This window comes from Mycobacterium scrofulaceum, from assembly GCF_001667885.1.
Lineage (GTDB): Bacteria > Actinomycetota > Actinomycetes > Mycobacteriales > Mycobacteriaceae > Mycobacterium > Mycobacterium scrofulaceum_C.
Window position 1 is genome coordinate 68856 of the sequence record NZ_LZJW01000087.1, and the last position, 21789, is coordinate 90644.

21 protein-coding genes, 3 tRNA genes and 1 pseudogene are annotated in these 21789 nt (G+C 68.8%); 8 read left to right on the forward strand and 17 right to left on the reverse strand.

All coding sequences use genetic code 11. The annotated features are described in order from the left end of the window. Positions 1-67: 67 nt before the first annotated feature. From rplK to A5681_RS13310, 11 genes are all read right to left on the reverse strand, one after another. A complete protein-coding gene (gene rplK, locus A5681_RS13260) occupies positions 68-496 on the reverse strand; it encodes a 50S ribosomal protein L11 (protein ID WP_066952006.1) in 429 nt (142 codons plus the stop codon). A 30-nt stretch (positions 497-526) separates the two neighbouring features. Next, the gene (gene nusG / locus A5681_RS13265; protein ID WP_067274985.1) at positions 527-1270 is read right to left on the reverse strand and encodes a transcription termination/antitermination protein NusG; all 744 of its coding nucleotides are present in this window, start codon (positions 1268-1270) and stop codon (positions 527-529) included. Positions 1271-1296: 26 nt separating this feature from the next. After that, positions 1297-1752: a preprotein translocase subunit SecE gene (gene secE / locus A5681_RS13270; protein ID WP_067274988.1), complete on the reverse strand. Its 456-nt coding sequence runs from the start codon at positions 1750-1752 to the stop codon at positions 1297-1299. 148 nt (positions 1753-1900) lie between these two features. After that, positions 1901-1973: transfer RNA gene (locus A5681_RS13275), tRNA-Trp, on the reverse strand. A 144-nt stretch (positions 1974-2117) separates the two neighbouring features. Then, the gene (gene hadC / locus A5681_RS13280) at positions 2118-2615 is read right to left on the reverse strand and encodes a (3R)-hydroxyacyl-ACP dehydratase subunit HadC (RefSeq protein ID WP_067274991.1); all 498 of its coding nucleotides are present in this window, start codon (positions 2613-2615) and stop codon (positions 2118-2120) included. Positions 2616-2624: 9 nt separating this feature from the next. Next, on the reverse strand, positions 2625-3053 hold the full coding sequence (gene hadB, locus A5681_RS13285) for a (3R)-hydroxyacyl-ACP dehydratase subunit HadB (protein WP_067274995.1): 429 nt from the start codon (positions 3051-3053) through the stop codon (positions 2625-2627). Next, positions 3040-3519 (reverse strand): (3R)-hydroxyacyl-ACP dehydratase subunit HadA, encoded by a 480-nt coding sequence (hadA, locus tag A5681_RS13290; RefSeq protein WP_067274998.1) that lies wholly within the window; start codon positions 3517-3519, stop codon positions 3040-3042. The genes hadB and hadA overlap by 14 nt, the downstream gene beginning before the upstream one ends. Positions 3520-3569: 50 nt before the next feature. Then, positions 3570-3737 carry a 50S ribosomal protein L33 gene (gene rpmG, locus A5681_RS13295; RefSeq protein ID WP_007167776.1) on the reverse strand — a complete coding sequence of 56 codons (168 nt, stop codon included), beginning with the start codon at positions 3735-3737 and terminating at the stop codon, positions 3570-3572. 45 nt (positions 3738-3782) lie between these two features. After that, a tRNA-Met gene (locus tag A5681_RS13300) sits at positions 3783-3856 on the reverse strand. Between the two features lie 52 nt (positions 3857-3908). Further along, positions 3909-3981: transfer RNA gene (locus A5681_RS13305), tRNA-Thr, on the reverse strand. An 80-nt stretch (positions 3982-4061) separates the two neighbouring features. Continuing rightward, positions 4062-4271, reverse strand: coding sequence for a type II toxin-antitoxin system VapB family antitoxin (locus A5681_RS13310; RefSeq protein WP_067275000.1), 210 nt, complete (start codon positions 4269-4271; stop codon positions 4062-4064). Between the two features lie 110 nt (positions 4272-4381). Between A5681_RS13310 and A5681_RS13315 the strand changes: the two genes are divergently transcribed. From A5681_RS13315 to A5681_RS13325, 3 genes are read left to right on the forward strand one after another with little or no spacing between them, the layout of a single operon-like run. Continuing rightward, entirely contained in the window at positions 4382-5095 is a 714-nt protein-coding gene (locus A5681_RS13315; RefSeq protein ID WP_067275002.1) for an MBL fold metallo-hydrolase, read from the forward strand. A gap of 60 nt (positions 5096-5155) precedes the next feature. Next, positions 5156-5989: a hypothetical protein gene (locus A5681_RS13320; RefSeq protein ID WP_067275005.1), complete on the forward strand. Its 834-nt coding sequence runs from the start codon at positions 5156-5158 to the stop codon at positions 5987-5989. Positions 5990-6009: 20 nt separating this feature from the next. Further along, positions 6010-6705, forward strand: a complete 696-nt coding sequence (locus A5681_RS13325) for a crotonase/enoyl-CoA hydratase family protein (RefSeq protein WP_067275008.1) — start codon at positions 6010-6012, stop codon at positions 6703-6705. Positions 6706-6934: 229 nt separating this feature from the next. Here the strand turns inward: A5681_RS13325 and cynS are convergent, their stop codons facing one another. From cynS to A5681_RS13340, 3 genes and pseudogenes are all read right to left on the reverse strand, one after another. Then, entirely contained in the window at positions 6935-7390 is a 456-nt protein-coding gene (cynS, locus tag A5681_RS13330; protein ID WP_067275011.1) for a cyanase, read from the reverse strand. 54 nt (positions 7391-7444) lie between these two features. Then, a pseudogene (locus A5681_RS13335) lies at positions 7445-8193 on the reverse strand (class I SAM-dependent methyltransferase). Between the two features lie 26 nt (positions 8194-8219). Then, on the reverse strand, positions 8220-8735 hold the full coding sequence (locus A5681_RS13340; RefSeq protein ID WP_067275013.1) for a nitroreductase family protein: 516 nt from the start codon (positions 8733-8735) through the stop codon (positions 8220-8222). A gap of 177 nt (positions 8736-8912) precedes the next feature. On the opposite strand from A5681_RS13340, the gene A5681_RS13345 reads away from it, so the two are divergent. From A5681_RS13345 to recD, 4 genes are read left to right on the forward strand one after another with little or no spacing between them, the layout of a single operon-like run. Then, complete coding sequence (locus tag A5681_RS13345; protein ID WP_067275014.1) at positions 8913-9779, forward strand: cyclopropane mycolic acid synthase family methyltransferase; 867 nt, start codon at positions 8913-8915, stop codon at positions 9777-9779. Between the two features lie 39 nt (positions 9780-9818). Beyond that, positions 9819-13091, forward strand: a complete 3273-nt coding sequence (gene recC, locus A5681_RS13350) for an exodeoxyribonuclease V subunit gamma (protein WP_067275016.1) — start codon at positions 9819-9821, stop codon at positions 13089-13091. Between the two features lies 1 nt (position 13092). After that, positions 13093-16404: an exodeoxyribonuclease V subunit beta gene (recB, locus tag A5681_RS13355; RefSeq protein ID WP_067275018.1), complete on the forward strand. Its 3312-nt coding sequence runs from the start codon at positions 13093-13095 to the stop codon at positions 16402-16404. After that, the gene (gene recD, locus A5681_RS13360; RefSeq protein WP_067275021.1) at positions 16401-18128 is read left to right on the forward strand and encodes an exodeoxyribonuclease V subunit alpha; all 1728 of its coding nucleotides are present in this window, start codon (positions 16401-16403) and stop codon (positions 18126-18128) included. Before recB ends, recD begins: the two co-directional genes overlap by 4 nt. On the opposite strand, the gene A5681_RS13365 is transcribed toward recD, so the two are convergent. Together A5681_RS13365 and A5681_RS13370 are read right to left on the reverse strand one after the other, a co-directional pair. Further along, positions 18125-18685: a phospholipase D-like domain-containing protein gene (locus tag A5681_RS13365; protein ID WP_067275024.1), complete on the reverse strand. Its 561-nt coding sequence runs from the start codon at positions 18683-18685 to the stop codon at positions 18125-18127. The two genes, recD and A5681_RS13365, sit on opposite strands and share 4 nt — an antisense overlap. 13 nt (positions 18686-18698) lie before the next feature. Beyond that, positions 18699-19817 (reverse strand): DUF2235 domain-containing protein, encoded by a 1119-nt coding sequence (locus tag A5681_RS13370; protein ID WP_067275026.1) that lies wholly within the window; start codon positions 19815-19817, stop codon positions 18699-18701. Positions 19818-19906: 89 nt separating this feature from the next. Here A5681_RS13370 and A5681_RS13375 point away from each other — a divergent pair, with 89 nt between their 5' ends. Further along, entirely contained in the window at positions 19907-20665 is a 759-nt protein-coding gene (locus A5681_RS13375; protein ID WP_067275029.1) for a TVP38/TMEM64 family protein, read from the forward strand. A gap of 51 nt (positions 20666-20716) precedes the next feature. On the opposite strand, the gene A5681_RS13380 is transcribed toward A5681_RS13375, so the two are convergent. Next, on the reverse strand, positions 20717-21682 hold the full coding sequence (locus tag A5681_RS13380; RefSeq protein WP_231996303.1) for a zinc-dependent alcohol dehydrogenase family protein: 966 nt from the start codon (positions 21680-21682) through the stop codon (positions 20717-20719). Positions 21683-21789 lie beyond the last annotated feature (107 nt).

Genomic DNA, 21789 nt, shown 5'->3' on the forward strand with positions numbered 1-21789 from the left:
CATCCAATCTGGTGTTGGGTCGTGGTTAAGCAGCGGGCCGAAGCTGGCCCTCCCACGGTGTCGGAAACTATTCGACGGTGATGCCCATCGACCGGGCGGTCCCGGCGATGATCTTGGCGGCGGCGTCGATGTCGTTGGCGTTGAGGTCGGTCTTCTTCGTCTCGGCGATCTCGCGAACCTGGTCCCAGGTCACCTTGGCCACCTTGGTCTTGTGCGGCTCGGCCGAGCCCTTGCCCACGCCCGCGGCCTTGAGCAGCAGCTTGGCCGCCGGCGGCGTCTTGAGCGCGAACGTGAAGCTGCGGTCCTCGTAGACCGTGATCTCCACCGGGATGACCTGGCCGCGCTGGTTCTCCGTGGCGGCGTTGTAGGCCTTGCAGAACTCCATGATGTTGACGCCGTGCTGGCCGAGCGCGGGTCCGACCGGCGGGGCGGGGTTGGCCTGCCCGGCCACGATCTGCAGCTTGATCAGCCCAACGACTTTCTTCTTCGGGGCCATGGGTGTTGGTGTTCCTTCCTAACTAACGTTCTAAATCTTCGAGACTTGGCTGAAGGTCAATTCGACCGGCGTCTCACGGCCGAAGATCGACACCAGCACCTTGAGCTTCTGCTGTTCGCCGTTGACCTCGCTGATGGTCGCGGGCAGCGTGGCGAACGGCCCGTCCATGACCGTCACCGACTCGCCGACCTCGTAGTCGACCTCGACGGCCGGCCGCTCCAGCCCGCCGGCCTCGGCGGCGGCGGCGGTGGTGGCCGCGCCCTTGGCGGCCTTCTTGGTCGCGCCACGCGGCAGCAGGAACTTGACCACGTCGTCCAGCGTCAGGGCCGACGGCCGCGACGTCGCGCCGACGAACCCGGTGACGCCCGGGGTGTTGCGCACCGCGGCCCACGAGTCGTCGGTCAGGTCCATGCGCACCAGGATGTAGCCGGGCAGCACCTTGCGGTTGACCTGCTTGCGCTGGCCGTTCTTGATCTCGGTGACCTCTTCGGTGGGCACCTCGACCTGGAAGATGTAGTCGCCGACGTCCAGGTTCTGCACGCGGGTCTCGAGATTGGCTTTGACCTTGTTCTCGTATCCCGCGTAGGAGTGGATCACGTACCAGTCACCCGGCTTGCTGCGCAGCTCCGCCTTGAGCGCGGCCGCCGGGTCGACCTCTTCGGTCGACTCCTCGGGGGCTTCGGCCGCGGAGGTTTCCGTGGTCTCAGCGTCCTCGGTGCGCTCTTCCACGTCGACCGCTTCACCCGCGGACGTGTCACCGTCGAAGGTAGTCACGGTTTTCAGTCCTCTCTATCTATCGCTCAGCCGAACACCAGCAGCACGAGCTTGGTGAGGCCGAAATCCGCGAGGCCGACCAGCGCCACCATGAAGGCCAGGAACGCCAGCACCACCGACGTGTAGGTGACCATCTGCTTGCGGTTCGGCCAGATGACCTTGCGCATCTCCGCAACCACCTGCTTGAGGTAGTTGAAGACGAAGACGAACGGGTTGGCCGAACGGTCTCCAGGCTTCTTCGGCTTCTTGCCCTTCGTGGCCTTCTTGGCTTTGGCGCCCTTGTCCTGCTTGGCGGCCTCGGCCTCGTCCGCCGACTCTACGTCGACGTCCTCGCCCGCGTCGGCCGCTCGCTGCCGGGATCGTTTGCCGGTCGGTCGCTGCGGCCGCGTCACCACAGCGGTCCGACCGCCGCTCGCGCGGTCGTCCTCCCTGTCAGCGCCGTCGCTTGTGGCGTCGTTGGCAGCATCGCCTTCGTCGCTCACCGCATGCTCCTTAAGTTTGCTTGTGTCCCGCGGGCCGCCCCGTGGTGGACGGCCACTATTCCAGTGTCCACCATGGCACGCCCTATCTCTTGTCCGGCTCCTCCCCGGGCCGGGAAAGGCCCGCATCGTCGCCAGACGTCGTGTTCAGCAGGGGCGACAGGACTTGAACCTGCAACCTGCGGTTTTGGAGACCGCTGCTCTGCCAGTTGAGCTACGCCCCTTCGCGGTTGGCAGGCCAACCTGCGCTTACCTACCGGGGCTTACATGACACGCGCGCCTTCCGATTGCTCGAATCCCGGAAAGCGCGCTAATGCTGGGAAAACCCCGAGGTCCGAGTGTACATCGACGCGCCAGCCAGATACTAATTACGCCGTTCTGACGACCTGGCCGGAATCCGGGTCCCATTTAAGGTTCTCCGACTCGGCGTACTGGCTCATCAACGTGGTGTAGGACTGCAGGACCACCCGGCCCTCATCGTCGGTGCAGGTGTTCCTGGTGACCACGATGTCGGCGCCGAACCGCTCGTCGACCGAGTGGATGTCCATCCGGGCCCACAGCTTGTCGCCGGCCTTGATCGGCCGGGAGAACACGAACCGCTGGTCGACCTGGACGATCACCAGGGTCTCCATGCCAATGTCGACGTGGCGGAAGAAGTCGAGCTGGACCAGCTTGGCGAAGATCGTCGCATAGGTCAGCGGCGCCAGGATCGCGTCGTGACCCAGTTCGGCGGCCGCGTCCTCGCTGTAATGCGCCGGGTGGCGGTCCTTGACGGCTTGCGCGAACTGGCGGAGTTGTTCGCGCCCCACGACGAAGTAGTCCGGGTACCGCCAGATCATCCCGCGGATATCGGTCTTCAGTGCCATTGACCGGACCTATGCGAGGGTCGCGGACGCGATGGCCCTGCCGAAGATCTTCTTGCCGCCGGTGGTGGCCGTCAACGCGATGGTCACGGACTTGGTCTCCGGGTCGGCCGACTTCACCCGGCCGTTGAAGACCAGCTCGGCGCCCTTGCCGTCGTTGGGCACCGGCACCACCGCGGTGAACCGCACGTTGTACTCGGTGACGGCGCCGGGGTCACCGATCCACGCGGTGACGTAGCCGCCGCCGATGCCCATGGTCAGCATGCCGTGCGCGATCGCGGTGTCCAGCCCGACGACCTTGGCCATCTCGTCGTCCCAGTGGATCGGGTTCAGGTCACCCGAGACGCCCGCGTAATTCACCAGATCCTGACGGGTCAGCGGGTAGGTCCGCTCCGGGAGCTGGTCACCCACCTTCACCGAGCTGAACTCACGCAGTGGCATCAGAAAATCCCTCTTCTCCATCCTCACCGGCACGGCCCGCCAGGGTCGTGTAGGTCTCCTGCACAACATCACCGGCCTCGTTGGTGATGATGTTCTTGGTCACGATGATCTGGGTGCCGTGCGAAACGCGCATCGAGTCCACGTAGACGTCGCAGTGCAGTATGTCGCCCGCCACGATCGGCGCCATGAACTTCAGCACCTGGTCGACCTGCACGATCTGCGCGTCCTGGACGGCAACGTTGGCGTGCTTGAAGAACGCCGACTGCGCCTTGTAGCCGAACACGCAGATGAACGTCAGCGGCGCGGGCAGGCCGCCATAGCCGAGCTCCGCGGCCGCCTTCTCCTCGATGAACATCGCGTCGTCGTTCTGCACGGCGACGGCGTACTCACGGATCTTCTCCCGCTCCACGACGTAATGGTCGGGATAGCGGTAATGCATCCCGACGATGCTCTCGCTTAACGGCACGGCTCTAAAATCTACCTAGTCAGTGGCGAATAAACGGTCGTGGGGCGCCGCTAGCGGGTTTCCCGGTGGGCCTGGTGCTTGCCACAGTTCGGGCAGAACTTCTTCAGCTCCATGCGGTCGGGGTCGTTCCGGCGGTTCTTCTTGGTGATGTAGTTGCGGTGCTTGCACACCTCGCAGGCCAAGGTGATCTTCGGCCGCACGTCGGTACTGGAAGCCATGACGGTTCTCTCTCAACTCTCTAAAAACTGCGCGTTGTTGTGTTGTAGCGATGGCCGGACTCGAACCGGCGACCTAACGATTATGAGTCGTTCGCTCTAACCGACTGAGCTACATCGCCTCTGGCCACCCCTTTTGGGGTAGTGCCGCCCACGCCTGCTCGGCGTCCGCCGAGCCCCCTAACGGAATCGAACCGTTGACCTTTTCCTTACCATGGAAACGCTCTACCGACTGAGCTAAGGGGGCCGTTCACCCGAATCGGACGTGCTGCCGCGGGCCTAAAAGAGGGTACAGCCTGGCGCGCAAGCGGACCAAACCAATGGGCGCTACGGGGCGGCGCCGCCGCCGGGCCGGGGCTGCCACGCGCTGAGGTCGCTGAACTCGTCGTACTCCTCGGCCGGTTCGTCGGCGTCGGCCTCGTTGAGCAGGGTGCGCAATGCGAGATTGACGGCCTCGCGGGCGTCGGCCAAATGGAAGCGGCGGATCGCCTCGTCGATCAGATCGACGTCGATCTCGATTTCGACCTTCTTCCTCATGCGCCAACAATACCCAGCGGCCGTGAACACAATCGCTGCTCGCGAACGGTGGCCGGCGAACTTCGCGGCGGCGCTGCGGGCCCCGCTCGGGCACGCCCTAGTCTGGTCACGTGTCAACGGACCGGCTGTACTTTCGCCAACTGCTCTCCGGCCGCGACTTCGCCGCCGGCGACATGGTCGCGACCCAGATGCGCAACTTCGCCTACCTGATCGGCGACCGCCAAACGGGCGACTGCGTGGTGGTCGACCCCGCATACGCGGCCGGTGACCTTATCGACACGCTCGAGGCCGACGGCATGCACCTGTCCGGGGTGCTGGTGACCCATCATCATCCCGACCACGTCGGTGGATCGATGATGGGTTTCACGCTGCAGGGCCTGGCCGACCTGCTGGACCGCAAGGCCGTGCCGGTGCACGTCAATACTCATGAGGCGCAATGGGTTTCGCGGGTCACCGGAATCAGTCTCGGGGACCTCACCGCCCACGAGGATCACGACAAGGTCAGCATCGGCGACATCGAGATCGAGTTGCTGCACACGCCCGGCCACACGCCCGGCAGCCAGTGCTTCCTGCTCGACGGCCGCCTGGTCGCCGGTGACACGCTGTTCCTGGAGGGCTGCGGTCGCACCGACTTTCCCGGCGGGGACTCCGACGAGATGTACCGCAGCCTGCAGCGGCTCGCGACCCTGCCCGGGGACCCCACGGTCTTTCCGGGGCACTGGTATTCGGCGGAGCCGAGCGCTTCACTGTCGGACGTCAAGCGCTCCAACTACGTGTATCGCGCCGCGGACCTCGCCCAATGGCGAATGTTGATGGGCGGCTGACGGTCGCTCGACCACAACGGGCCGGCAACCGGCCTGTGATATAAGCGGAGGGTGGATTCCATGGGGTGGATCCAGGACAGCTGGCACGGGATCACACACGTCGGATCCAGCACCTGGATCGCGTGGGCGGCATGGGCGGCGATCGCGCTCGCCGCCATCACCCTGATCTTCACCAACCGGCAGATCAGCCGCAACCGTCGGCTGGCCGCGGAGCAGACCCGCCCGCAGGTCTCGATGTTCATGGAACCGCATCCCGCCGATTGGCACGTGATCGAACTGGTGGTCAGGAACTTCGGTCAGACCGCGGCGTACGACATCACGTTCTCGTTCGTGAACCCGCCGACGGTGGCCGAGTACGAGAGCGCGACCGACGGCTACGCCGACGTCGTCGAACTCCGGCTTCCCCGCGAGTTGCCGTACCTGGCGCCGGGCCAGGAGTGGCGGATGGTGTGGGACTCGGCGCTGGACCGCGCCGAGATCGGCAGCGGCATCGAGTCCCGCTTCACCGGGACCATCAGCTACTTCGACTCCCCGGAGCACCCGCGCGGGTGGCGGTTCTGGGAACACGACCGCCTTCCGTTGGAAACCCAGGTGGTGCTCGACTGGGATTCCTTGCCGCCCGTCCAGCGCATCGAGCTGATGACCACCCACGACCTGGCGAAGCGGGAGAAGCAGAAGCTGGAGCTGCTGCGCGGCCTGCTGACCTACTTCCACTACGCGAGCAAGGAAACCCGTCCCGAGGTGTTCCGCAGCGAGATCGAACGGATCAACGGCGCGGTGCGGGAGACGCAGGACCGCTGGCGCACCCGCCAGCTCGACGACCCCACCGATGTCAGCCTGCGCTGGAGTGAGGCCCCGGACGACCTGGGCAAACACCACAGCCAGCCGGCGTGACGGCAAGGAGCCAGCAACTGATGAGCGGCCCGGTTCACTACAGCCTCGAGGATTCCATCGCGGTCATCCGGATGGACGACGGCAAGGTCAACGCCCTGGGCCCGACGATGCAGCAGGCCCTGGGCGAGGCGATCGACCGGGCCGAGGCGGACAACGCCGGGGCGCTGGTGATCACCGGCAACGAGCGGGTGTTCAGCGGCGGGTTCGATCTGAAGATCCTGACCTCCGGCGAGGCGCAGCCGGCGATCGACATGCTGCGCGGCGGCTTCGAGCTGTCCTACCGGCTGTTGTCGCATCCCAAGCCGGTGGTGATGGCCTGCACCGGCCACGCCATCGCGATGGGGGCGTTCCTGCTGGCGTCGGGCGACCACCGGGTGGCCGCGCACGCCTACAACATTCAGGCCAACGAGGTGGCGATCGGCATGGTCATCCCGTACGCCGCCCTAGAGATCATGAAGCTGCGGTTGACGCAGTCGGCGTACCAGCAGGCCGCCGGGCTGGCCAAGACGTTCTTCGGTGAGACGGCGCTGGCCGCCGGATTCGTCGACGAGATCGTGCTGCCGGAGATGGTGGTGAGCCGCGCGGAGGAGGCCGCGCGCGAATTCGCCGGCCTGCGCCAGCACGCCCACGCCGCGACCAAACTGCGCGCCCGGGCCGAGGCACTGAAGGCCATCCGCGCGGGGATCGACGGCATCGAGGCCGAATTCGGCCTGTAGGCGCGCAGATGCGCTGGGCCAACGCGATGCTGAAGGAACTCTCACCGCAGATGTTGTTGAGCTGAACGGCGAACGCGGTGGCAGCTGTTAAGCCGCCACCGCGTTCCCTTCGCCTCCTCGACGCCAGTGTGACACGCGCGCGAAGCGTCGTCACTTCACCGGTTCGGCGGAACCGGCCCCGGCGTGCCGGCGCAGAGCACCGGGCCTACCGATTGGGGGCCGGCGGCATTCAGGCGTCCGCCGAAACGCATTGGTAGGGAAGGAATTTACCGTCCAGGGTCACCACGACGCGATCACCCGACGGGTGTGACTTCTTCTGCAGATCGACGCTGAAGTTGATCGCGCTCATGATGCCGTCGCCGAACTGTTCGTGGATCAGCTCCTTGATCGCACCGCCGTAGACCTGCAGCGCCTCGTAGAAGCGGTAGATGGTCGGGTCGGTCGGCACCGCGGTGGGCAGCCCGCCACGCATCGGCGGCGCGGCCAGCACGGGCACCACCGACTCGTCGAGGTCGAGCTTGTCCACGAGCACCCTTGCCAGCTCGGCGGGGATGGGGTGTTGGCCCAGCAGCGCCGCGGTGGTCCATACCACCGGCCTGTCGATGGCGTCGGCCAGCTGTTGCCAGGTCAGGCCGAGCCGCAGGCGAGACAGGACGATCTGCTCGGTGATCTCATGTCTGTTCATAGCCCCCAAGCATGCACGCGCCGCTCGCGGCGCACCTTCGGGACCGCCCGGCGCTCACGAGGGCTTGGTCGCGGTGACCAGCCGGGTGGCAAACCACGGACCGCCGTAGTACATGCGCCATCCGAGGTTGCGGCGCCGCACGTTTCGCCAACCCAGCTCCCGCAAATGCGCGGCGTGTTGACGGGTCTCCCAAAGGTCCGCGATGGCCAGCCGACCGCCCGGGCGCAGCACCCGCACCGCCTCGTCGAGGGCCGTCCGCCGGCCCGTCGGCGTGGGGATGTTGTGGATCGCCAGGTTGCTGACGATCACGTCGACGCTCTCGTCGGCGAACGGTAGGGCGGTCATGTCGGCGGTGTGCACCTCGATGCGATCGGCGACGTTCTCCAGCGCCGCGTTGGCCAGGGTGGCCTTCGGGGAGTTGTCGGTCTGGTCGGCGTGCCACAGGTCCACCCCGATCGCGCGGCCCCCCGGCAACCGCTTGGCCGCGGCCAGTAGCACCGCGCCGCGCCCGCAGCCGAGGTCGAGTACCGTTTCATCGCCCGTGAGGTGAAGGTCGTCGAGCACCCGGTCCACGTCACGAACTTGCCGACCCGCGTCGCATAAGCGTAAAGCGTTGCGCTGGAAGCGATTCCGATGCCCGACGTGGCCGCCAGCGCGGCCGTCAGCCGCTTGCCGCGCGCCCAGCCCAGCGCGGCCCACCCGGCCAGCGCGCCGGTCAGGGCGACCAGGCCCATCGCCTGCCCACGCGCGGACAGGGTGTGGAACGAGCCGTCGACTCCGTAATCGCCCCGGTGGTCGTGCACGGTGACGAGCCTACGGCCGTTTCGGCTCACCAACGTCCGTGGTGGACCACCTCGGAAAACGGGCGCCGGTTCGGCTTGCGGATCGGGGTGAGCGGACGGTCGGCGGGATACCCGACGCCGAGCAGGAAGGCCACCAGCCGGTCCTCCGGGACACCCAGGATGGCGCGCGCCTTCTCCTGATCCCCCACCGACGAGTGGCCCGTGCCGATCCCCAGGTCCGTGGCCGCGATCATCATCGCCATCGTGGCCTGGCCGACGTCGTAGTTGTCGGTGATCACCCGGCGCTCATCGGGCGGCACGGGCACGACGATCGCGATCGCGGCCGCCGCGGCGGCGATGTGGCCGGCCCCCTGCCAGACGGTCGACAGCTCCCGCAGCTGCTCGGGGTCGGTGACGATGACGAAGTCCCACGGCTGCCGGTTCTTCGCCGACGGCGCGCGCCAGCCGGCCTCGGCGATGCGGTTGAGGTCCCCTTCGGAAACCGGCTCTGGTGTGTACTGCCGGACGTTGCGCCGCGCGCATATCGCGTCCCAAGCCTCCATGCATTCCTCCTCGTTTCGGGCTGACGCCCGGTAAACGGGGGTAACGTCGTCGGAATTCCCCGCGTACGGGCCCGCAGAAGTTTTATTCCGGCCCATCCGGGAAGCCATGGTGAACCAGCTGCGCCGCGGGCTCGTGTACAGCTGAATGGCCCCGGATCAGAAAGGCGCGTAGCCGGCATGACTGAAAACCTGACGCCGCACTTCGAGGACGTCCAGGCGCACTATGACCTGTCCGACGACTTCTTCCGGCTTTTCCTCGACCCCACCATGACCTACAGCTGCGCCTACTTCGACCGGATGCGCGATATCCCGCTGGAAGAGGCGCAGCTGCGCAAGATGGACCTCGCCCTGGGCAAGCTGGGCCTGCGGCCCGGGATGACGCTGCTGGACGTCGGGTGCGGCTGGGGCGGCACGATGCGGCGTGCGATCGAGAAATACGACGTGGACGTGGTCGGGTTGACCCTGTCGCAGCACCAGGCCGCGCACGTGCGGAAGATGTTCGACGCGATGAACACCACGCACAGCAGGCGGGTGCTGCTGCAGGGCTGGGAGCAGTTCGACGAGCCCGTCGACCGGATCGTCTCCATCGGCGCGTTCGAGCACTTCGGCTACGACCGCTACGACGACTTCTTCCAGAAGGCCTACCGCGTCCTGCCCGAGGACGGGGTGATGCTGCTGCACACGATCACCATGCTGACACCGGAGCAGATCGTCGAGCACGGCCTGCCGATGACCGAGGAGCAGACCAGCTTCAACGACTTCATCGCCACCGAGATCTTCCCGGGCGGTCAGCTGCCGCCGATCGAGATGGTGGAGTTCCACGCGTCGAAGATGGGGTTCAACCTGGTCCGCAGGCAGTCGCTGCAGCTGCACTACGCCCGCACCCTGGACCTGTGGGCCGCGGCGCTGGAAGCCCGCCACAGCGAGGCGGTCGCGATCCAGTCCGAAGAGGTTTACCAGCGCTACATGAGGTACCTGACCGGTTGCGCCAAGGCGTTCCGGGACGGCTACATCGACATCAACCAGTTCACGCTGGCCAAGTAACCCCCTCCTGTCGGCGTCCGGGGCTATCGTGGCACCGCGATGCCGCTTCATCTCCACCGTGCCGAACGCACCGACCTCCTTGCCGACGGCCTCGGCGCCCTGCTGGCCAACCCACCGACCGACCCCTTCACCGAGGAACTCGTGCTGGTGCCGGCGCGCGGCGTTGAACGCTGGCTCAGCCAGCGGCTGTCGCATGTGCTCGGCCGCTCCCGCGCCGGTGACGGGGTGTGCGCCGGAGTCGCGTTCCGCAACCCGGCGTCCCTGATCGCCGAACTCACCGGCACGGCCGACGAGGATCCGTGGTCACCCGACGCGATGGCGTGGCCGCTGCTGGCTGTGATCGACTGCTCGCTGGACGAACCGTGGTGCCGCACGCTGGCAACGCATTTGGGTCACTTCGCGTCGACCGAGGCGGAGGCCGAGCTGCGCCGCGGTCGCCGCTACTCGGTGGCGCGCCGGCTGGCCGGCCTGTTCGCGTCGTACGCCAGGCAGCGTCCGGAGCTGCTCGCCGATTGGCTGGCCGGCGACCCGAGTGACCTCGACCCCGACCTGGCCTGGCAGCCCGAGCTGTGGCGGGCGCTGGTGGCCGCGGTGCCCGCCGATCCCCCGCACGTCCGCCATCAGCGGGCCGTGACCCGGCTCCGGACAGGCCCGGCCGACCTGCCGGAGCGGCTGTCGCTGTTCGGGCACACCCGGTTGGCGCGCACCGACGTGGAGCTGCTGGACGCGTTGTCCGCCCACCACGACCTGCACCTGTGGCTGCCGCATCCCAGCGACGAACTCTGGCGCGCGCTGGCCGGCGCCCGGGGGGCGATCCCACGCCGCGCCGACACCGGCCACCGCGCCGTGAACCACCCGCTGCTGGCGACGCTCGGGCGCGACCTGCGCGAGCTGCAACGCGGCCTGCCCGCCGGCCCGCACACCGACGAGTACCTGCCCGCGGCGCAGCGGCCCGACACCCTGCTCGGCTGGCTGCAGTCCGACATCGCCGCGAATGCCGTTCGGCCACAAGGGCGTACGCTCGCCGACGACGACCGCTCGGTGCAGGTGCACAATTGCCACGGGCCGGCACGCCAGGTCGACGTGCTGCGCGAGGTGCTGCTGGGCCTGCTGCAAGACGACCCGACGCTGGAGCCGCGCGACATCCTGGTGATGTGTCCGGACATCGAGACGTACGCGCCGCTGATCGTCGCCGACTTCGGGCTCGGCGACGTGGTGCGCGGCGCGCATCCCGCGCACCGGCTGCGGGTGCGGCTCGCGGATCGCTCACCGCTGCAAACGAATCCGCTGCTCGGCGTCGCCTCGCAGCTGCTGGCGCTGGCGGGCAGCCGGGTGACGGCCAGCGAGGTGCTCGACTTCGCCGAGGCCGCGCCGGTGCGGGCCCGCTTCGGTTTCACCGACGACGACCTGGAGGCCATCACCCGCTGGGTCCGCCAGGCGAACATCCGCTGGGGGTTCGACCAGGAACACCGGCGGCCCTACCACGTCGACTTCGTGCACAATACTTGGCGTTTCGGCATCGATCGGGTGCTGGCCGGCGTGGCGATGTCCGACGACTCGCACGCCTGGATCGACGCGACGCTGCCGCTGGACGATGTGAGCAGCAACCGCGTCCAATTGGCCGGCCAGCTCGCCGAATTCGTGTCCCGGCTGCAGCGCGTGGTCGACTCGCTGACGGGAACGAGGCCGCTGCGCGACTGGCTGGCCGCGCTGGCCGACGGGATCGAGCTGTTGACCCGCGTGGACGACGCCGACCTGTGGCAGACCGCCCAGCTGCAACGGGAATTCGCCTCGACGCTGGCCGACGCCGGGCCGCGGGCGGACACCCCGCTGCGGCTGCCCGACATCCGGGCGCTGCTGCACGGACGCCTCGCGGGACGCCCGACACGGGCCAACTTCCGCACCGGCACCCTGACCGTGTGCACGATGGTCCCGATGCGTTCGGTGCCGCACCGGGTGGTGTGCCTCGTCGGCCTCGACGACGGGGTGTTTCCGCGGCTCGGCGTCGTCGACGGCGACGACGCGCTGGCGCGCGACCCGATGACCGGCGAGCGCGACATCCGTTCCGAGGACCGGCAATTGCTGCTCGACGCCATCGGCGCGGCCACCGAGAAGCTGGTCATCACCTACACCGGGGCCAACGAGTACTCGGGCCAACCGCGCCCGCCGGCGGTGCCGCTGGCCGAACTGTTGGACACGCTGGACATGACCGTCTCGGGCGAGAAGATCCGCCCGCGAATCGTGGTCGAACATCCCTTGCAGCCCTTCGACATTCGCAACGTCATCCCGGGAAGGCTGGTGCCGAAGGTGCCCTTCAGCTTCGACCCGACGGTGCTGCGGGCGGCCCGGGTCGCCGCGGGTGAACGGGGCGAGGCGCCCCGGTTCATCTCGGGGCCGTTGCCGCCACCGCCCGCCGACGACGTCATCCTGGCCGACCTGGTCGGCTTCTTCAAGGATCCGGTCAAGGGCTTCTTCCGCGCGCTGGACTTCACGCTGCCGCGGGATGTCGACGGCGTGCAAGACGCCATGCCCGTCGACCTGGATGCCCTCGAGGAGTGGACGGTCGGTGACCGGATGCTGGGCGACATCCTGCGCGGGTGGACACCCGACGATGCGCGGCAGGCCGAGTGGCGGCGCGGCACCTTGCCGCCCGGCCAACTCGGCTGGCGCACCGCGACAGAGGTCCGCGACCAGGCCGCGCTGCTGGCGGCCGCGGCGCAGCAATACCGCAGGGCCGACGCCCGGGCCTATGACGTCGACATCGATCTCGGCTCCGGGCGGCGGCTCACGGGCACGGTGTCGCCGGTCTACGGCGAGCGGCTGGTGTCGGTGACGTACTCCAAGTTGGACGGCAAGCACCTGCTCGAGTCGTGGATTCCGTTGCTGGCCTTGGTCGCTCACGATCCCGGCCGCGACTGGTCGGCGGTGTGCATCGGCCGCCTGAAACGGGGCACCACCCCGCGGGTGGAGGGGCTGGGACGCCCTCACGACGACGCCCTGGCGGTGCTGCGCGAGCTGGTGGCGGTGTACGACGCGGGCCGCCGGGAGCCGATTCCGTTGCCCATCAAGACGTCCTACGCGTGGGCGGCCGCCCGGCATTGCGGCGACGATCCGCTGCGCGAGGCCCAATACCGGTGGAAGTACGAGCACGAGGAGCCGGCCCACGTGCGGGCCTGGGGCAAGAACACCCGGATGACCGACCTGATCGCGCCCGCGCGCCCCGGTGAGGAGTTCGACGGCGAAGACACCCGGTTGGGCGCCTACGCCGCGCGGGTCTGGCTGCCGATGCTGCGGGCCGAGAGGAAGCCCTGAGATGAGTCAGGTGACGGAGCGCTTCGATCTGCTCGGCCCGCTGCCCGCCGACCGGTCGACCACGGTGCTGCAGGCCAGCGCGGGCACCGGCAAGACGTTCGCGCTGGCCGGCCTGGTGACCCGCTACCTCGCCGAGGGCTTGGCGACGCTGGACCAGATGCTGCTGATCACGTTCGGCCGGGCCGCGAGCCAGGAGTTGCGGGAACGGGTCCGCGGTCAAATGGTCGAGGCGGTGGCGGCTTTCGACGATCCGTCGGCCGCCGGCGGCAACGAGTTGGTGACATACCTGCTGGACGGCACGGACCAGGACCGGGCCGAGCGCAGGCAGCGGCTCCGCGACGGCCTGGCGGGCTTCGATGCCGCGACCATCGCCACCACCCACCAGTTCTGCCAGCTGGTGCTGAAGTCCCTCGGCGTGGCCGGCGACACCACCGCGAACGTCACGCTGCTGGAAAGCCTGGACGAGTTGATCGTCGAGATCGTCGACGATCTGTACCTCGCCCATTTCGGTCGCGAGCGCGACGACCCGGCGCTGGCCTATCGCGAGGCGCTGCGCCTGGCGCGCGAGGTCGTCAAGAACCCGTCGACGCAGCTGCGCCCGTTGGACCCCGAGCCCGGCTCACGTGCCGCCGTCTGCGTGGCATTCGCGAAAGACGTTCTCGCGGAGCTGGACACCCGCAAGCGCCGGCTGGGCGTCCTCGACTACGACGACCTGCTGAGCCGGCTCGCCGACGCGCTGGCCACCGACGATTCGCCCGCGCGGGTGCGCATGCACCACCGCTGGCCGATCGTCATGGTCGACGAGTTCCAGGACACCGACCCGGTGCAGTGGCAGGTGATCGATCGCGCGTTCAGCGGCCGCTCCACGCTGATCCTGATCGGTGATCCCAAGCAGGCCATCTACGCGTTTCGTGGCGGCGACATCGTGACGTATCTGCGGGCGGCCGAGACGGCGGGTGAGAAGAAGACGCTGGGCACCAATTGGCGCAGCGACGCGGCGCTCATCGAGCGCCTGCAGGTGGTGCTGCGCGGCGCCCAACTCGGCGATCCCGCGATCGTGGTGGACGACGTGGACGCCTACCATCGGGGTCACCGGCTCGCCGGCGCGCCGCACAACGACCCCTTCCGATTGCGGGTGGTTCAGCGATCGACGCTGGGGCGCAGCGGAATTCAGAATCTTCCGATCGACGAGCTGCGCGTCCACATCGGCGCCGACCTCGCCGGCGACATCCGCGCCCTGCTGGCGGCCGGCGCGACGTTCGCGGGCAGGCCGCTGCGGGCCCGCGACATCGCCGTGATCGTGGAGAAGCACAAGGACGCGGCCGCCTGCTACCAGGCGCTGTGCGACGCGGGCGTGCCGGCGGTGTACACCGGCGATTCCGACGTTTTCGGCTCGGACGCGGCCGAAGACTGGCTCTGCCTGCTGGAGGCGTTCGACCAACCGCACCGCCCCGGCATGGTGCGCGCCGCCGCGGCCACCATGTTCTTCGGCGAGACCGCGGAATCGCTGGCGGCCGGCGGTGACGCGCTGACCGACCGGGTCGCGGAAACCCTGCGGGAGTGGGCCGGCCACGCCCGCGAGCGCGGCGTCGCCGCCATCTTCGAGGCCACACAGCTTTCCGGCATGGACGACCGGGTGCTGTCCGCCAAGGGCGGCGAACGCCACATGACCGACCTGGCCCACATCGCGCAATTGCTGCAGGACGTCGCCCACCGCGAGCGCTCCAGCCTGCCGGCGCTGCGCGACTGGCTGCGCAGGCAGCGCGAGGAACGCGCCGGCGCGCCCGAACGCAACCGGCGCCTGGACAGCGACGCGGCGGCCGTGCAGATCATGACGGTGTTCGTGAGCAAGGGCCTGCAATACCCGATCGTGTATCTGCCGTTCGCGTTCAACCGCAACACCCAGGACCGCGATGTGGTGTTGTTCCACGACACGGGCGTGCGCTGCCTGCACATCGGCGGCAAGGACAGCCCCGACTTCAAGGCCGTCGAGGTACTGGGCCGCAAGGAGGACGCCAGCGACGACAGCCGGCTGACCTATGTGGCGCTGACCCGGGCCCAGTCGCAGGTAATCGCGTGGTGGTCACCGGCGTTCGACGAACCCAACGGCGGGCTGTCGCGGCTGCTGCGCGGCCGGCGGCCTGCAGAGCCGTGCGTGCCGGACCGATGCGAGCCGGCGAAGATCTCCGACGACGACGCCCTCGACCGCTTGCGCGAATGGGAGGCCGCGGGCGGCCCGGTGATCGAGCGGTCGGTGGTGGCCGCCGCGCCGTCCGTGCCGCCGCAGCCGGTGCCAACCAACCTCGACAGCCGGCACTTTCACCGCGCCATCGACACCGGGTGGCGGCGCACCTCCTACTCCGGCCTCATCCGGATCGCGGAGGAGGCCGGGGTCAGCAGCGAGCCGGAGGTCACCGAGCTGGACGACGAGGCCGGCGAAATACCATTGGCGCAGAACGCTTCCGGGCCGGAGGTGCCGTCGCCGATGGCGGACCTGCCGATGGGCGCGAAGTTCGGCACGCTGGTGCACGCCGTGCTCGAGACGGCCGACCCGCTGGCCGCCGATCTGGCCGCCGAGCTGGAGGCGCACGTCCGCGCCCATTCGGTGTGGTGGCCGGTCGACGTGCCCCCCGACGCGCTCGCGGCGGCCATGGTGCCGATGCACGACACGCCGCTGGGACCGCTGGCCGGCAACCTGACGCTGCGGCGCATCGGGCTTCCGGACCGACTGCGCGAGCTGGATTTCGAATTCCCGCTCGCCGGTGGCGACCTGCGTTCCGCCGCGCCCGAGATCCGGCTGGCGGACATGGGTGCGTTGCTGCGAGCGCACCTACCAGCCGGCGACGCGCTGGCGCCTTACGCCGACCGCCTGTCAAGCCGCCCCCTCGGCGAGCAGCCGTTGCGGGGCTACCTGACCGGTTCGGTGGACGCCGTGTTGCGCGTGCCCGAAGGAGCCGGGGGCCATCGCTACGTGGTGGTCGATTACAAGACCAACTGGCTCGGGGACCCGGACCGTCCGTTGACGTCCGCCGATTACGACCGGCCGCGCTTGGTCGAGGCGATGCTGCATTCGGACTATCCGCTGCAGGCGCTGCTGTACAGCGTTGTCCTGCACCGGTTCCTGCGGTGGCGCCTGCCGGGCTACGACCCCGACGCGCATCTTGGCGGTGTTCTCTACCTGTTCGTGCGCGGCATGTGTGGCGCGGCCACGCCCGTGGTCGACGGTCATCCGTCGGGGGTGTTCGGCTGGCGGCCGCCTTCGTCGTTGATCGCCGAGCTGTCGGACCTGCTCGACGGGAGGGCCGTCGCATGACTCTGGAGGCGATCACCGCCGAGGGTCTGCTGCGGACGTACACCGATGCCGGCGTGTTCGAGGCCGCCGATGTCCATGTGGCGCAGCGGCTTACGGCGCTCGCCGGCGAGCCGGACGAGCAGGTGGCGTTGGCGGTGGCGCTGCTGGTGCGGGCGCTGCGCGGCGGTTCGGTGTGCGTGGACCTGCGGGCGGTGGCGGCGCAAGTCGGCGTCGCCGACCTGCCGTGGCCCGACCCGTCCGGCTGGATGGCCGCCGTGCGCGCCAGCCCGCTGCTCGGGTCACCCCCGGTGCTGCGGCTGTTCGGCGAACTGGTGTACCTGGACCGGTACTGGCTCGAGGAGGAGCAGGTGTGCGCCGACCTGCTCGCGCTCTCCGCGCCCGTCGCGCGGGGCGACGCGCCGGATTCGGATCGACTCTTCCCGCCGGGATACGAAGAGCAACGCGCGGCCGCGGAAATCGCCGTCTCGCAAGCGGTTACCGTGCTCACGGGTGGCCCCGGGACCGGCAAGACCACCACGGTCGCGCGGTTGCTGGCGCTGCTCGCCGGGCAGGCCGAGCGCGCCGGGCTGGCGCGGCCCCGGATCGCGCTGGCCGCGCCGACCGGTAAGGCCGCGGCCCGGCTCGCCGAGGCGGTGGCCGCCGAGGTGCGCAGGCTCGACGCGGCGGACCGCGGCCGGCTGGCGGGCCTGCCGGCGACGACGCTGCACCGGCTGCTGGGTTCGCGGCCGGATACGTCGGTGCGGTTCAAGCACCATCGCGGCAACCGGCTCCCGCACGACGTGATCGTCGTCGACGAGACGTCGATGGTGTCGCTGACGATGATGGCCCGGCTGCTGGAGGCGGTGCGGCCCGATACCCGGCTGATCCTGGTGGGCGATCCCGACCAGCTGGCCTCGGTGGAGGCCGGGGCGGTGCTGGCCGACCTGGTCGACGGGCTGACGGCGCGAGCGGACGTGCGGGTCGCGGCGCTGCGCACCCCGCATCGATTCGGCGAGTCGATCGGCGCGTTGGCCGAAGCGATCCGGGTGGGCGACGCGGACCGCGTGATGGGGCTGCTGCGGGCCGGCGGTGAGCACATCGAATGGCTCGACGCCGACGGTCCCACCGACGCGCTGCGCGCGGTCCTGGTCCCGCACGCGCTGCGGGTGCGTGAGGCCGCGATCCTCGGCGCCACCGACGCGGCGCTGGCGTCGCTCGACGAGCACCGGCTGCTGTGCGCGCACCGGCACGGCCCCTACGGGGTGTCGCACTGGAATCGGCAGGTGGAGCGCTGGCTCACGGAGGAGACGGGTCAGCAGCCGTCGTCGGCGTGGTATGCGGGCCGGCCATTGTTGGTGACGGCCAACGACTATGGGCTCAAGGTCTACAACGGCGACACCGGGGTGGTCGTGGTCGGCGACGACGGGCTGCGGGCCGTCATCGCCGGCGCCACCGGAACGTTGCGCTTCGCGACCAGCCGGCTCACCGACGTCGAGACCATGCACGCGATGACGATCCACAAGAGTCAGGGCAGCCAGGCCGACGAGGTGACGGTGCTGATGCCGCCGGAGGATTCGCGGCTACTGACCCGGGAGTTGTTCTACACCGCCGTGACCCGGGCGAAGGCCAAGGTCCGGGTGTCGGGTACCGAGGCGTCGGTGCGGGCGGCGATCGAGCGCCGCGCGGTGCGGGCGACCGGACTGGCCCAGCGGCTGCAATCGTTTGCGGGCGGCGCCGCGCCCTAGTGCGCACCGCCGGATTGCGCCGCGGCGGCCATCTGCTTGAGCATGACGTCGTGGATGATGTCGATCCGCGAACGCGCCTCCGCGCACACATACGGGTCCCGGATCACGGTGAGTTGGTTGTCCTGCTTGGATTCTCCGCCGGTGGACCAGTTGGTCGAGCCGGTGATGACGTCGACGCCGTCGATGATCACCATCTTCAAGTGCATGATCGCCGACTTCTCGCTGTGCCCGATCGCGATGCTGTTGCCGATCTTGTCGTTGAGCCACGGGGCCAGCAGGGCCCGCTCGGACTTCCCCGCGGCCTGGGTGGAGTCGAGACTCATTTGCACATACATCTTTTCGTCCTTGAGCGCCGACTGCAGCACCGAATTCAACTCGGCGTCGTCGTAGCCGTACATCGCCACCACGATGCTTTTGTTGGCCGAGGTCAACAAGGCCTTGAGCGCCTCGTGCACCCGATCGACCGGACTGTAGAACGTCCGCGTGTCCTCGGGGTAGCCGGGCGGAAACGGCGCGGCCTTGTATTGGTCCAACTCGGTGAGCGAGCTGAGTGCCATGGCGGTTCCTCCTTCACAACGCGGGAGACGTCCAGTCGGTCGGGTCGGCGCTGAGCCGTTGCGCCTCGTCGGTCAGATTCGGCAAGTAGCCCGGGTTGTCGCGACGGCGCACCAGCACGCTCGGATGCACCAGCGCGTCGGGACCCATGGGCCGGCGCCGGCAGCCGACCAGGTACCACAACTTGCCGTTGTGGTGGATCGGCGCGTCGGCGAAGTCCTCCGTCACCGCGCACTGCCGCCGGTAGGCGGCGGGATCGAGCGCCAGTTCGCCGACGATGCCGTCGGTGACCCACTTGAGCGCGATCGTCGCGAGCCGGTGGTCGGGCATGAACGTGCCGCCGACGTCGGCGTGCACGCCTGCGAACCAGCGTTCCTCCAGCCCCCGCGGATGGCGTTCGACGAGGTATTCGCGGTAGGGACGGCGGCGTTCGTCGATCGAGACGGCGTGGCGAATGCGCGCCACGTTGGGCAGCGAGCGCGTGTAGGGCCAGCGCAGGTTGCCGAACCGCAGGAAGCCGGCCGCCTTGACGGTGTCCCACAGACCGAGATACGCCACCGGCACCTCGTGGTGCCAGACCTGATTCGGGCTGTTCTGCCGCACCGTCGAAAACAACGGCTCGCCCTCGGTACGCCAGCAGAACGCGCCGGCGAACTCGGCCCAACGGGCGTACTCGTCCGGGGTGAAATAGCGGTTGATGGCGTATTTTTCGACCGCGTACGGCAGCAGGTTCTCCGAGCCCGGCCGCAGCAATCCCGGCCGCAGCAACATGCCGGCCAACGCGCGCGCGGTGTAGGCGCCGCGGCTGAAGCCGAATATGTAGAGCGCATCACCCGGCCGCCAATGCTGCATCACATACCGGTAGGCCTGCGCCACATTGCCTTTCAGGCCCAGGCCGAACGCCTTCTCGATCAGCAGGTCGATCGTGCGCGACAGCGACGAGTGCGCCGACGCGGGCGCCAAGGTGCCGACGCCGGGGTCGTAGTAGGCGAGCTGCCCGGCCGGATCGTCCTTGTCCAGCATCTCGAAGAGCTTGGCGACGTTGGTGAGGTTGCCGGCCCCGATTTGGTTGGCGGTGCCGTCGAGGCAGACGACGATCCGCTTGCCCCGCGCTGGCTCAGGGTGCTCGGACATTTCGGGGAACGCCTCTCACAGGGACCGCGACTCCCTGATGTGTGGCACTCTACGACGACCGCGCACGGTGCGGAAGAATCGCGGTCAGCATGGACAACAGCGACGGCTCCGCGCCGACACCCGAACCCGCGTCCCGGCGCGCCCATATCGTGCGGCTCGCCGTGTTCGTCGCCTTCCTGCTCCTGATGTTCTACCTGGTGGCCATCGCGCGCGTCGTCCACGTGGAGGAGCTGCGGCGGGTGGTCTCCGCGACGGGGCCGGCGGCGCCGCTGACCTATGTGCTGGCATCGGCCGTGCTGGGTGCCGTGTTCGTGCCGGGTTCGATCCTGGCCGCGGCCAGCGGGCTGCTGTTCGGTCCCCTCCTCGGCGTCTTCGTGACGCTCGGTGCGACGGTCGGCACCGCGATCGTGGCCAGCCTGATCGGCCGGCGGGCCGGGCGCGACAGCGCCCGGGCGCTGCTGGGTGCGAAGCGCGCCGACCGCATCGACGCGCTGATCGAGCGGCGCGGGCTGTGGGCTGTCGTCGGCCAGCGCTTCGTCCCGGGCATCTCCGATGCGCTGGCGTCCTACGCGTTCGGGGCGTTCGGAGTCCCCTTGTGGCAGATGGTGATTGGATCGTTCGTCGGTTCCGTTCCGCGCGCATTCGTCTACACCGCGCTGGGCGCGTCGATCGGGAACCGGTCGTCGCCGTTGGCGTACGCGGCGATCGCCGTGTGGTGCGTGACGGCCGTCGTCGGCGCGTTCGCCGCCCGGCGCGGATTCCAGAGGTGGCGCGCCCACGCACGCGGCGCCCACGAAGGGGGCAGCGACGACGATGCACCTGAGCAATGCGGCGGCAGCGCTAGATGACAACCTCCCCGCGGTCAGCGGCTCGAGACAGGAAGGGACCCACCACGCCCGTCAGCGCACTCGGATGACGATCTTGCCGAGATGCTCGCCTGCCGCCAGGCGGTTGAATGCCGCTGCGGCGTCATCGAATTCGAATACCCGGTCGATCACCGGCTGCATACCCGTGGCGCCGACTGCGCGCACCAGCTCCTGCGTATCGCTGCGGTCCCCGACCGTGATCGACCGGGTTGTCGCGCCGGCACCCTTGAGGAGGAAATAATCGATGCCGGGGTCGGCTTCACTGAGGAACCCGATCAGCGTCACCTCTCCGCCAATCCCGACCGCCCGTAGAGACTGGTCGATGGTGGCGGGGCCGCCGACTTCGACGACGCGATCGACGCCACGGCCGTCGGTCAGGGCGCGAACCCGCTCACTCCACTGCGGGTGGTCGCGGTAGTTGATGACATCGTCGGCCCCCAACGTGGTCAGGGCCTGTGCTTTCTCGAGGCTCGACGTCGTCGCGATGACCCGAGCACCCAGCAGTTTGGCCAGTTGCAGGGCAAAGACGGAAACACCGCCCGAACCGAGCGTCAACACGGTCTGGCCGGCGCGGATCGGCGTGGGGCCGCCCAACGCATTCCAGGCGGTGACGGCCGCGCAGGGCAGTGTCGCTGCCTGTTCGTCGGTCAAGGCGTCCGGCGTGGCTACCACCGATTCCCGCGATACCACTTTGTATTCGGTGAGCCAGCCATCTTGCCCGCTGCCGTAGCTGTCGGAGTTCGCCGTCGCCGGTAGCGGGCCGCCGAACCACCTGGGGTGGAAGACGCTTACCACGCGGTCGCCCGGGCGGTAGTCATCAACGCCTTCACCGGTCTGGGCCACTTCGGCGGCAGCGTCGCTGCACGGCACGAGGCCAGACTTGCTCTCGCGCACGTAGCGCCCCAGCGGGATCGCGATGTCGCGATAGTTCAGTGACACCGCCCGGATTTTGAGCAACAGTTCACCGCGTTGCGGGGCGGGCATGGGCTCGTCACTCATCTCGAGACCGTCGAGTCCACGTGAGTTGTCGAATCGGTATACCCGCATCGGGGCGCTCCTTACTTGGGGCGGTGCGCTAAGGCTGATGGGGTTGTCGAGTCGCTCGC